This is a genomic window from Mycoplasma pogonae, from assembly GCF_054170725.1.
Window position 1 is genome coordinate 1 of record NZ_JBSWZS010000019.1, and the last position, 13172, is coordinate 13172.

General features: G+C 26.1%; 9 protein-coding genes. 5 read left to right on the top strand and 4 right to left on the bottom strand.

All coding sequences use genetic code 4. From position 1 onward, the window contains the following. The 4 genes from ACW95P_RS04715 to gyrA all read right to left on the bottom strand — a co-directional run. Positions 1–1474 (bottom strand): hypothetical protein (locus ACW95P_RS04715; RefSeq protein ID WP_457962111.1); only part of this gene is annotated, 1474 nt, incomplete at its 3' end. A 230-nt stretch (positions 1475–1704) separates the two neighbouring features. Continuing rightward, complete coding sequence (locus ACW95P_RS04720; protein ID WP_457962112.1) at positions 1705–2403, bottom strand: hypothetical protein; 699 nt, start codon at positions 2401–2403, stop codon at positions 1705–1707. Between the two features lie 7 nt (positions 2404–2410). Further along, positions 2411–3832, bottom strand: coding sequence for a hypothetical protein (locus ACW95P_RS04725; protein ID WP_457962113.1), 1422 nt, complete (start codon positions 3830–3832; stop codon positions 2411–2413). Positions 3833–4161: 329 nt separating this feature from the next. Continuing rightward, complete coding sequence (gene gyrA, locus ACW95P_RS04730; RefSeq protein WP_457962114.1) at positions 4162–6819, bottom strand: DNA gyrase subunit A; 2658 nt, start codon at positions 6817–6819, stop codon at positions 4162–4164. 218 nt (positions 6820–7037) lie between these two features. On the opposite strand from gyrA, the gene ACW95P_RS04735 reads away from it, so the two are divergent. The 5 genes from ACW95P_RS04735 to ACW95P_RS04755 all read left to right on the top strand — a co-directional run. After that, positions 7038–7589, top strand: coding sequence for a DJ-1/PfpI family protein (locus tag ACW95P_RS04735; RefSeq protein ID WP_457962115.1), 552 nt, complete (start codon positions 7038–7040; stop codon positions 7587–7589). A 678-nt stretch (positions 7590–8267) separates the two neighbouring features. Then, complete coding sequence (locus ACW95P_RS04740; protein WP_457962116.1) at positions 8268–10736, top strand: hypothetical protein; 2469 nt, start codon at positions 8268–8270, stop codon at positions 10734–10736. A 324-nt stretch (positions 10737–11060) separates the two neighbouring features. Next, a complete protein-coding gene (locus tag ACW95P_RS04745) occupies positions 11061–11405 on the top strand; it encodes a helix-turn-helix domain-containing protein (protein ID WP_457962117.1) in 345 nt (114 codons plus the stop codon). 235 nt (positions 11406–11640) lie between these two features. Continuing rightward, a complete protein-coding gene (locus ACW95P_RS04750; protein ID WP_457962118.1) occupies positions 11641–12006 on the top strand; it encodes an IS30 family transposase in 366 nt (121 codons plus the stop codon). A gap of 933 nt (positions 12007–12939) precedes the next feature. Then, positions 12940–13172, top strand: a 233-nt coding sequence (locus tag ACW95P_RS04755) for a hypothetical protein (protein WP_457962119.1), incomplete at its 3' end; no start/stop codon positions are given.

Below are 13172 nucleotides of genomic sequence, written 5' to 3' on the forward strand. Positions count from 1 at the left end.
TATTTTTTTGGTAATAATTTTTAAATGAATCATAAAAATGATATGATAACTCAACTTTTTGATTAGTTAAAGTGGCTATTAATGCTAGTGTGTTTAATCCATAAAAAATATGTTTTGTCATTTTAACATTTAACTTTTCAAAAAGCGAAAAAGCGTGAATTAAATCATTATTAACAAATTTAATAATTGTATTTTTGTTAGTAATTAATTTTTCTTTATCATTTTTTATTAACTTTAAAGCTGCGAAATATATATTTTCCAAATTTTGTTCAATGTTATTGACATTATTTAATTCTGGGTGATTTCCTGGATCCAAAAAATTATTAAATTTTTCAATAATAGTTTTTTCAATTTTAGTTTTTATTTTTTTATCATTAGTTAAAATGCTAAGATAATAATTTTCTTCAGTATTGGGGTATGTTTTAAAGTAATAATTAGCTAACTGAGTTTTTAAATAGTCTTGAATTTTATCTTGAAGATGTTTGCTAAAAAAGTTTAAATCATAAGTGTTTAGAACCATACCATAAAAATTAAAAGTTTCAATACTTACATTATTTCCAAAATGCTCAACTACATTTTTCATCACTTCATCAAAAGTTGTTATATAAAATCCTTTTGTGGCATTTTTAAAATTTAAAATATTTTCAATATATCCAGTTTTATTCTGATTTAAATAATCGGTAATTTTAGAATTTCAATAATTTAATCAAGTTTTACTTATTTTTTTATAATCAATATTTTCGATATTTCTAGTAGCTTGAATTAAATTTATTGTTAAATTTAAATTTTGTTGTAATTCACTATCTTCTAGTGTTTCTGGATCTGGGTAAGTAAAATTGTCAAATATTGCAACTAATTTATTTTTTAATAAACTTAGCTTTGGAAAATTTAAATTATTAATTTTAACAAAAGCTAAAATTTGATTTACTATAGCAATATTATTTTTAATTTTTTCTGCAGAAGTAATTTTATCCGGAATTTCTTTAACTATAACATCAATGTAATTATTAACAATTTCTAATTCATTTGAATTAAAAGGAATGCTTAAAATTTGCCTAATTTTACTTAGTTTCACTAACTGATTGAAATCAAAATATTTGTTTAGCACTAAATTTTTTTCAAAGCGATTTTTAAAATTAGTTTTATCAATATTTAAATTAAATTTTTCAGCTATTGAAAGTGTGTAATAAAAATTATCAATAAATTCTTGATATTTATCTTGATCTAAATAATTTAAAGCTTCATCGTTTGTTTTTAATTTGTATTCAATTGTACGATTCACTAAAAAGTTTTGAATATCAGAATTATTTTTGATATTTTGAGCAATTTCAGGATTTTCCAGAATTTCACTGTTTTTTTCGATGATAGTTTTTGTTTTAGATGCAAGTCAATAAACTCCAACTCCGATACCAAGTCCAACTAATGTGATTGTCCCTAAAAAACCAAAAATTTTTAATTTATTTTTTTTATTCATTTTTTTGCCTCTATTATTTATTTTTCAAATTATTTTAATCTCTTAAAATTTCGAACAAAAAAACTTTTCGGTAATGTCAGATTAAGAATAATATAAATTATCTAATTCTATCCCTCTTTAGTTGTTTTTGTCAAATTTTTTGAGGATACTGATTTTTTTAAAAAGCAGTTATATAAATATGAATTTTACACCCTTTAAATACTTTTATTTATTGAGCATCAAAATTGTAACTATACAGAATAATTATTTTTTGAGTTTTTATTTGGTTTTTTAATGTTTTGGATTTCAATTCCTTTTTCTAGTTGTTCGATGTAAAAATCATAATCATTGTGATTAATTTGTAAATGCTTTTGGTTTTCTTTTGATATAAAACTATATTTAACTAATAAGTAAAAAAAGTAGATAAATGAAGGTAATGCTAAAATAGCTGAAATTTGAATTCCTAAATTTAAAAAAGCAGTACTAAACTTAACATTTTCTAATTGATTTTTTTCAAGAAATTCAGGTCCGATTACAAAATTTCCTTGTTTAAATATAAAAATCAAATTAATGAAAATTATAATGCTAGTTAATAATTGTAAAAAAGCAATTCTAAAAGAAATAAATCCTTTTAATGAATCAGTAAATCAAAATAAGAAAAATGCATTTATATCACTAGATTTTGTTTGTTTTAAAAATTTAATGTAATTAGTATAATCTTTATTTTTTAAATATTTATATGAAAGATTATTGATGTAAATTAAATAACTTGCATTTCAAAGCATTGCAATAACACTGAATGAGCTTAATGTTAAATTAGCATAAACTCCTATTTGGTTTAAATCTTTAAAACTAGCAATAATTGATATTAATGATGTTATTATTGCTACTACTAAATATATGTAATTCATTTTGACTGTTAATGATTGGTATAAATTATTTTTTTTCATAGTATTTTTATTTTAACTTTAATTTAATTTTGTCTCCATAATTAAACTCTCATCCTGGACTTAGTTCAATGAAATTTGATTTATAATTCCCTTGCCCTGTTCTAATGAACAAATTAGGAAGAGTAAATCAACCATCATCCACTTTTCATTCTATGGGTTTTGTGAAGTTTTCTGAAAATGAATGAGCAATTTGTGAAATAACATTAGAATTATTTTTTAATTGAAAGTATCAATCATTTAAACCGTGATCACCAAAATTTTCTCAAATTGTATATCCGTTATTTGTTTTTATATTTTCTAATAATTGAATCCCTATGCTTCCCAAAACGAACAAAGCGCCTAAAACTGGTATAGCAGATCCAACAAGACTAGCAACACCAGCTACCACACCGATTGCGCCTAAACCATATTTTATTATTAATTTTTCTTCAGACAATGTTGAATTATATTCTAAAAAACCATCAACTATACTCAAAATTCCACTAAATGCTGTTGCTAAATGTTTCAATGAAGTTGCAACAATTTTTGGAGATTTAGAAATTGAATTAATTGCAGCTGAAAATTTAGCTTTTACTCCAAATGCATTTTTCACACTACTAAAATTAGTTCCACTAAGTTTTTTTTGAAATCTTATCAATTTATCAGAATTTTTTAACAATCTTTTATTTACATTTTTATCTATTTTATTTAAAATTTCTTTTTGTTTTTCATATGTTTGATATTCATTTTTAAAAACATCAATTAAATCATCTTTATTATTGGCAAAGTATTTAAGCATTTCCTCGTCTGAAATAACTTCATTTTTTAAATACGGCTTAATTTCATTTTTTATTAAAGTAAAATCATCTATAGTTTCTTTGATTATTTGCGTCATCCTAAATTTAGCTATGTACTCGGTTGATCAACCTATATGTGTAACATCATCATTGAACATATGATCTCAAGTTATTTGATAATCTTCGCCATTTTGTATTATCTGATTATTGTAATAGTATAATTCCCCAGTTCTTTTTTCTGCATTTCAAAATGCATAATCATTATTGTAGTTTCTTTCTTTTCTTTCTTTATAATTTTTTAATCATCTGCTTTTTGTTTTAGTGGGATTTATTTCTTTTGTTTTTTCATATTTTTGAAACATTTCAAATTTTGTAACTAAATTTTCAAGCATAAAAATTTTTAAATCTTTTGAAATACTTAACTCACTCAATGTTTTTATATCATCAACTATTGAATTTTTTGTTTTATAGTTTGTTTTTTTAATTCAATTTAATATTTCAATATTATTTTTTGCTTCATTAGATAATTTCTTGTAATCTTTTTCTTTAAAATAAGATAATATTTTAGTTTTATCATTGTAAAAAGATTTCAATATATTTAAATCTTCTGTATTTTTACTTTCTGAATCATTGCTTTTGTAAGATGCTAGCAATATAACTGGTTGAAGTGCAACAATTGATATTAAGCCCCCATTAAGTAATATTTTTATTTTTTTATTTTTTTTTAATTATATTTAACATAGCTTTCCTTTTCATTTTTTGTAAAATTAAATATAAATTTCTATAAAGACAACTATGTTTTGCTATTGTTTGCAATTATTTTAATTTTCATTTTTTTACTAGTTTAAGTATATACAGGAAATTAATAATATTAAAAATAAGGTTACTAACTTTATTAAAAGAGTATTTAATAGATTTATTTCACTAAAAAATTAAAAAACTTGCTTTTTAAAAGCAAGTTGTACATAAATTTTAAGTATTATTATTTAGATTCAGTGCTATTTTTTAAATCATGTGCTGTTTCCAATGATTTTTCGATATTATCAATTTTAGCAAGTGACTTTATTTCTTGCTTATCTTTTAAATTAATGATTTTGACACCTTTTGTTGCCCGTGAAGTTTCATTAACTTGTTGCAATGAGGTTCGAATCGCAATTCCATCACTAGTGATTACTAAAATATCTTCATCACCTTGAACTACACCAATGTAAGCTAATTTACCAGCTTTAGTTACATCAATTGTTAACACACCTTTGGTACCTCTCGAAGTTTTTCGATATTCTTCAAGAGCTGTTTTTTTACCAAAACCTTTACTTCCTAGCGAAAATAGAAATGCTCCTTCACTTGATTTTGAGGCTCCGGTTACAAATTCTTTTGCAGTTAATGAAATTCCCTTAACTCCAGCAGCAACACGACCCATTGACCGAACTTGACTAGCGTCAAAGCGGACTACCTTACCATTGGAAGCTCCAATTAAAATTTCTTCATTATCACTAACAACAAAAGCTTTAAACAAACTATCATTTTCTCTAATTCCTAAAGCTAATTTACCATTATTATTAATTCGTTGGTACTCTGTTAAAGCAGTTTTTTTGATTACTCCTAATTTTGTAACAGTTACTAGGAAGTGGTTTTCATCATAAGCTTTAACAGCTAATAATGAAACAACTTTTTCATCTTTATCAATGGGTAATAAATTAACAAACGGTGTTCCTTTAGCTTGTTTTGATTGTTCAGGTAATTGGTGAGTACGTAAACGATACACTTTTCCATAGTTAGTAAAAATTAATAAATCAACATGAGTATTAGCTGTTAAAATCAGTTCGATATTATCATCTTCATAAGTTGTGGCAGTATTAGCACCTACCCCACCACGATTTTGAGTGCGATATTCTTCAAGCGGAATCCGTTTTACATAACCTTTAGAACTTACGGTAATTACAACATCCTTTTTAGAAATTAAGTCTTCATCTAAGATATCACCCACTTCTTGGCTATTAATTTCTGTCCGACGTTTGTCACCAAATTTATCACGAATTTCAGATAATTCTTCAATGATTAAAGCAATTAATTTTTCGCGTGAATTTAAAATTTCTTGATATTTAGCAATTAATAGTTTTAGTTCAGCTAATTCTTCGTTCATTTTATTAATTGCAAGTCCAGTTAATCTTCCTAGACGCATATCAACAATCGCTTTAGTTTGTGCAGCTGATAAACTTAATTCGCTAGCTAATTTTTCTTGAGCTTCAGCATCATTTTTTGAGCCGCGAATGATTGCAATAACCTTATCAATATTTTCGACTGCAATTTTTAAACCTTCTAAAATATGAGCGCTTTTATTTGCTTTATCCAAATCAAATAATGTACGCCGAGTAACAACTTCAATTTGAAAATCTAAATAAACTTGTAAAGCATCTTTTAAATTTAATATTTTTGGCTCACCCTTAACAAGGGCAATGATATTGGCACTAAAGTTTTGTTGTAAATTAGTCATTTTGAACAATTTATTTAACATCACTTCAGGAATGATGCCTTTTTTTAGTTCGATAACAATTCGAATTCCTTCACGTGATGATTCATCACGCAAATCAGAAATCCCTTCCAAAATTTTAGCTTTTACAAGCTCAGCAATTTTCGTAATCACTGCTGGTTTTTTCATTTCATAAGGAATTTCAGTTACTACAATACGACTTTTACCATTTTTTAAAACTTCAATATGTGTTTTTGAACGAACAGCAATTGATCCCCGTCCTGTATGATAAGCATTCACAATCCCTTTTCTTCCTAGGATGATTGCTCCAGTTGGAAAATCTGGCCCAGAAACATGTTGCATTAATTCATCAATTGTAATATTAGGGTTTTGAGCAAGAGCAATTGTAGCGTTAATAACTTCATTTAAGTTATGTGGCGGTATTGCAGTTGCCATTCCAACAGCAATACCAGTAGCTCCGGAAACTAATAAGTTAGGAAAACGTGATGGTAAAACAGCAGGTTCAGTTTCAGAATCATCATAGTTAGGCACAAAATCAACAGTATTTTTTTTAATTCCCTCAACCATTGAGCCAGCAATTTTCGACATTCTCGCTTCAGTATAACGCATTGCAGCGGCAGAATCGCCATCAATTGATCCGAAGTTACCTTGACCATCAATTAGTGGATAACGCAATGAAAAGTCTTGTGCCATCCGCACCATTGATTCATAAACAGAACTATCGCCATGAGGGTGATACTTTCCTAAAACATCTCCAACAATCCGAGCTGATTTTTTAAATGCAGAACCATGAAACATTCCCAATTCTGACATTCCGTATAAAATTCTTCGATGCACTGGTTTTAATCCATCACGAGCATCTGGTAAAGCACGAGAAATAATAACTGACATAGCGTATTCTAGAAACGATTCACGCATTTCTTGAACCACATTTCGTGGCGCTAAATATTCAGTTTCTTCATCAATAATTTTTGATTCTAATGTGTAACTTTCTTTAAGTTGAGGAATTTCTTCTTCCTCTTCAATTTCAACAATTTTTTGGACAGAAGCAGTAGCTGAATCAAATACTGTTTTCAATTCCTCTTCTTCATAATGATATGGATCCTTTTCTTTATCCATTTCATCATCTTTTTTATCAAAAAATAACATTTAAGCCTCCCTAATTTTTAGGTTGTTATCCAGCTCTCTAGAAAATTGGATAAGTATTAAAAATTATACTTTAAAAGCCTTTTTTTAATAAGCTTTTAAAAGATAAAAATGGCTCTAAGGGCTTGAAAAAAGCTTTTAAAGCCATTTTAAAATTTTTTGACTTAAAATTAAGTTATAATTTTTTATAATAAAATTATCTAAAAAAAGGAATTTAAAAAATGAAATTATTAGTTTTAGTACTTGATGATTTCCAAGACGTGGAATTGGTAACTGTTTTGGGAGTTTTGGATGCTGCAAAAGTATTTAAACAAGTTGACTATTATAACCCCGATCATAAACATGAGTTATTGGGACAACACAAAGTAGCTTTTATTAAAACAACAGTGCAAAATGTCAAAGTTAATGATTATGATGCCATTTTTATTCCAGGCGGGAGAGCCGCAGTGCATTTGCGAAGTAATGAAGCTGCTTTAAATTTAGTTGCTAGCTTCAAGGTGCATAAAAAAGCCATTTTTGCAATATGTGATGCTCCAAATGTGCTATTCGAGGCAGGAATTATTGACAAAACTACATCTTATTGCGCTTATCCAATTGAAAACCAAATTAAAGGTAAAAATTATTTAGCAGCACCATGCCATATTGCTGATCGTTTAATTACAGCTAGAGGGCCATTTAGTAGTTTTGATCTTGCGTTAGCAATTATTGAAAAATACCAAGGTCAAGTAGCTAGAAATAAAATTGAAAAACGCATTAAAGGAATTGTTGATTAATTACATACTTATATGATACTAATGAATTTTTCCCTAATCCCACATTCCATTTCACTTAGAAACATTGAATTGTCATTAATCCATTAATATGCTTGACTTCTGGTTTTTGATTATCTGAGGTCAAGCATATTGTATTTATAAACATTGAAATTATTTCATAAATGAAATGAAATAAAACAAAAAAAGAAGATTATCCAACCCCATCCGCCCATGCACGCTTTACCGCATGGGGTCTTTTTTATGTTGTTTCACAACCCCCCCCATTAAAATAAATGGAGAACAAAAAGTGGAAACTATATTAACTGATTTCTGTTTTCTAATGCACTAAAAAATCAGACCCCAAAACAAAGAAATGTAACAATAGAGTTAATATCGTCTAAATTCATTTATTATTTGTGCTTTTTCCTAACTTTATCATCGAATTAGCATCATATATATATATATATATATATATATTGATATAATAATAATAATAATAATAATAATAATAATAATAATAATAATTGAAAAATTTTTAATAATCTTGAGAGGTTTGTACTACTTAAAAATTTTGTTTTTTTGTGTTTAATAGTTAAATAAAAAAATGTTTCAAATCCTAAATCCAAATTTTTTTCATTTATAAAATTTTTCAAAAAAAATATGATTTGGTTGGGATAGCTTAAGAAGGGTTTATAAATTATGAAAAATAAAAAAATAAAAAATAAAATTTTTGCCTTAGTATTCTTAATGGCCGGTGTTACATTAATTAGCGCTTGTGCTGTTAAAGAAAATTCACAAACATCACCTGAAAAGCCTAAAAAAGATAACGCCTTTCCAAAAGAAACTTCAAATTTACCCAAAAATGAAACTCAAAATCCTAAGGTTGGTTCGGATTCAACTCTTTCACCAAATAATTTGCCAGCAAATAATCCTTTAAATTCTAATGAAGATAATTCTAAAAAAGAAAATTCAGAAGACACTCCTGTTGCATTACCGAAAAAATCAGATTCTAATTCATCAGATATTAATAACAACTCAAATTTAGATAATGAACAGGATACTGATGAAAAGTTAAAAAATGAAACTCAAAATCCTAATGTTGGTTCGGATTCAACTCTTTTACCAAATAATTTGCCAGCAAATAATCCTTCAAATTCTAATGAAAATAATTCTAAAAAAGAAAATTCAGAAGACACTCCTGTTGCATTACCAAAAAAATCAGATTCTAATTCATCAGATATTAATAACAACCCAAATTTAGATAATGAACAAGCTACCGATGAAAATTTAAAAAATGAAAAAAATGTTGAAATAAATGAATCAACAAAAAGTTCCGTTAATGTCAAAGAAGAAGCGACGGTATATCAAACATATAATGATTATATTAATCCAAATTTAGGCTTTGAGAATGAAAATTTTAAGGTTAAAAAAATCGCAGAAAATCATTTTAAAAAATTTTACAGAATGCACATGCTTATTAATCAAAAAATTTGAAATTTTAATCAAAATAATCAAGAGTTTAGTTGAAATTTTAATCTTGATAGTATTGACAAAATTTTAAACTTAGATGCTTCACATTCTAATCCATATTTATGATTATTTTTAGATTTTAAAAGAAATAATTCACAAACTAGATTAGAAAATGCTGCTTTAATGAATAAAAATACAGATATAAATTGACATTTTAAAATGGACGGAAAAAATTTAAACGAAAAAGAATCTGCAGGGATTAAAATACCATTAGAATTAATCAAAAAAAATGGAGAAATAAATATTGATGAAGTGGATGATGTTTTAATTACCATTAAATATGATTCAATAAATAATGAATTAAATTTTAAATTGATTAAAAAAACTGATGCTGCAAAAAATTTTACAGATAATATTTTAGATGCTCTCAAAAACAATAAAATGTTTTTTTCATATTTTACTTCTTTTTTAAATTTTAGTTTTGAAAGTAACAACGATCAAAATCAAACATTGGAAAAATTTAAATTACCATCGAAGTACCAAAATTTTAATTTTGAAAAATTTTATTCAAATAATGAACACCTAATGAAAAGTAATTACTTTTGAGATCAGCCCCACCTATTTGATCCAAATGATCCATTTAAAATTAATGTTAATTCTAATGATTTGAGAACAAAAGAATTCAAAGGTTATCATGATTTTTTAGATAAAAAATACCAAAATACTTATAGTTCTACAATAAGTCAAATTTATAGCTATAATACTTTTCCGCTAGCTGAGGAAATGAGAATTAGGACATTTGGAATGGCAGGGACATGAACAATGTTATCTAAAGTAAAACCTTTAGATTCTAATGATGAAAGATATTATGTTATTTCCAACGCTCATGTTGGCCTTAAAATGAGTTTATTTTCTTCTTTTAGAAAAATTGGTCAAAAATTTTATAAAAATAAAAAAGAATATAATGCTTCTTTTATAAGTTTGACAGATGATTTAGCCCAAACTAAAGATAATATTTTTTTAAGATATTTTTGAACATTTAATTATAAAAAAGAAAAAAATAAATTAGGCGATTTCAATAATGACCCACGTGATGTTCAAGTTAATATTTTAGATTTAAAAAAATTAAAAATTGAAATTAGAAAAAAAATGGACTCAAACACTAATTATGAATATTGAGAATCAGTTTTAGAAGATTTAGAAAAATGACCTACATTGCCACCGTTAAAATTTACCGATAAATATGCAAATTTAAGCATTTCAAATAACCAAATTTTTACACCTTTTTTTGTTAATGGTTATGGTTCATGAATTGGGTATAATGAACAAATAATTCACCGAATGTATACTAGCGATTTAGATGACCCTTATACTTGACTAAGATTGATTATTAATAACAATGATGAATTTTCAACACTTATGAAAGGTAATAGCGGTTCATTATTAATAGATAATGATCGAAATGTTGTTGGTATTTTAGCACTTACTCGACGTAGCCGCTCAAGGAAAACAAATGATATTCATTATTTTTATATGTTTAATGATTATGAAAAAGATATTATTGGAGCGAATTATGGCAAATATGATCCTGCTGAAAATATTAATCCTGCAACTTTGTGTCATAAAATAATTCAAGCTACAAAAGATAACCCTGAAAATTTTGAAGTTATTCCAATGTGCTTACCAGCATCGGGTTAATTTAAGATTATTTATAAAGATATTCATTTGGTTACAACTAATTCATTTTTAAAAAATAACAGGTATTTTTATTAATTTTCAAATAAATTTATCGTTTTTCCTATTAAAAAATGTAATTAGAAAATAAACCTGGACAAAAAAACCTTTTTAAATATTGTGAAATTCTCAATATTTTTGAAGGGTTTTTTCAATTTAAAATTTATTTAATCGCTCATTATTATATCAATTTGTATATGTTTCAATTTCTTATTCCCAAATTGAAATATAAAGTGTAACGATTAGTGATAGTCGTTGCATTTTTATATAATCTTAGTGGGGAAAGGCATGAAAAAAAGCTCACTCACTATCGACCAAAATAAAAGGGAGCTTCATATTAATTATAGAAAATTATCTTATGATGAAAAAATAAAAATTGATTATTTGCGAAATTGTGATCATAAATCAGTTAATCAAATAGCTAAAATTTTAAAAAGAAACAAGTCAACAATTTCAAGAGAAATAAAAAGAAATTCTAATAGTGAAGGATCTTATCAATTTAATTTCGCACAAGAAAAAAGCAAAAGTAAACAATTACACAAATTTTTCTTTAGAGTTGAAAAATACAATGATTTTTTAAACCTATTAAATAAATATTACGACAAAAGAATTCATGGTGTAAAAGTAACTTAATACAAAATAAAAGTGATGAATTTAAATATAGCAATGCCATCATGAAGACAAGTTTTTAATTGAATTAAAAAACGCCAATGGAGAATATGACCTAGTGATCGATTAAGAACTTGATATAAAAAAAGGCGGAAAAAGAAGTAATGGTATATTTTCTAAATTTACTGGCAAACATGTAATTCCTATTTGAGCTAGACCAAAGCATATCGACTTAAGATTATAATCAAATCACTATGAAATGGACTTAATCATAGGTAAAAAAGCTAATGGTTACAGTAATTTGTTAACGTTAACTGAAAGAATAAGCAGAAAAACTTTTATAAAATCTATTAGAACAAAAAATGGCCATCTCGTTAACAAGGCAATTGCTGAGTTAATTCAATGTAATAACTTAACAGTTAAAACAATAACCATTGATAATGGTTTTAAATTTAATAAAATTGGTTTAGTTGCAAAGCGATTAAATTTTCTTATTTATTTTTGTGAGCCTTATGATTCTTACCAAAGAGGATCAAATGAACATGCCAATGGCTTAGTTAGAAGATTTTATAAAAAGGGATTTTATTTTTCAGATTTAACACAAGAAGATATAAAAGATTTGTAAGATAAAATAAACTCAATGCCTAGAGAAATGTTTAATTGAAAAAGTTCAAAAGATATATACGATTCAATTTTAAAAATGTAAAAACAAAAAACTAAAAGCAAAAAAACTTAAAAACCAAAACAAAGTCCCTTAGTAGGGGTGTGTAAAAGCCCAAAAACAAAGCGAAGACAAAAAACAAAACATAAAAATACTTGCTTGAAATTCAAACGAGTATAATTTCTTTTATGTAAAAGCGCGTGTTGCACTTTATATTTCAATAAAGAATATATATGATACTAATGAATTTTCTCCCTAATCCAACATTCCATTTCATTTAAAAATATTGAATTGTTATTAATCTATCAACATGCTTGACCTCTGGGTGTTGCATATTCGAGGTCGAGCATGTTGTGTTTATAAACATTGAATCATTTCATAAATGAAATGGAATAAAACAAAAACAGGGGACCTGGCGGTCTCCCATATATAAAAGAAGAGACCACCCAACCCCAACCGCCCATGCGTGCTTTGCTGCGGCGGTGGGGTAGAGGTCTCTTCTATGTTGTTTCACAACCCCTCTTACCTCCACTGAGCTAAATGAAGAGTAAAAAAGCGGAAACCATATTAACTTTTGCCTATTCTATATACAATCAAAAAACCAGACCCCCGAACGAAAAAAAATGCAACAATAGAGTTAATATCGTTTAAATTTACTTATTATTTGCACTTTTTCCTAACTTTATCATCGAATTAGCATTATATATATATATATATATAATAATTAAAAAATTTTTAATAATCTTGAGATGTTTGTAGTACTTAAAAATTTTGTTTTTTTGTGTTTAATAGTTAAATAAAAAATTTGTTTCAAATCCTAAATCCAATTTTTTCATTTATAAAATTTTTCGAAAAAATATGATTTGGTTGCCATAGCTTAAGAAGGGTTTATAAATTATGAAAAATAAAAAAATAAAAAATAAAATTTTCGCCTTAGTATTCTTAATGGCTGGTGTTACATTAATTAGTGCTTGTGCTGCTAAAGAAAATTTACAAACATCACCTGAAAAGCCTAAAAATGATAATGCCTTTCAAAAAGAAACTTCAAATTTACCCAAAAATGAAACTCAAAATCCTAAGGTGGGTTCGGATTCAACTCTTTCACCAAATAATTTGCCAGCAAATAATCC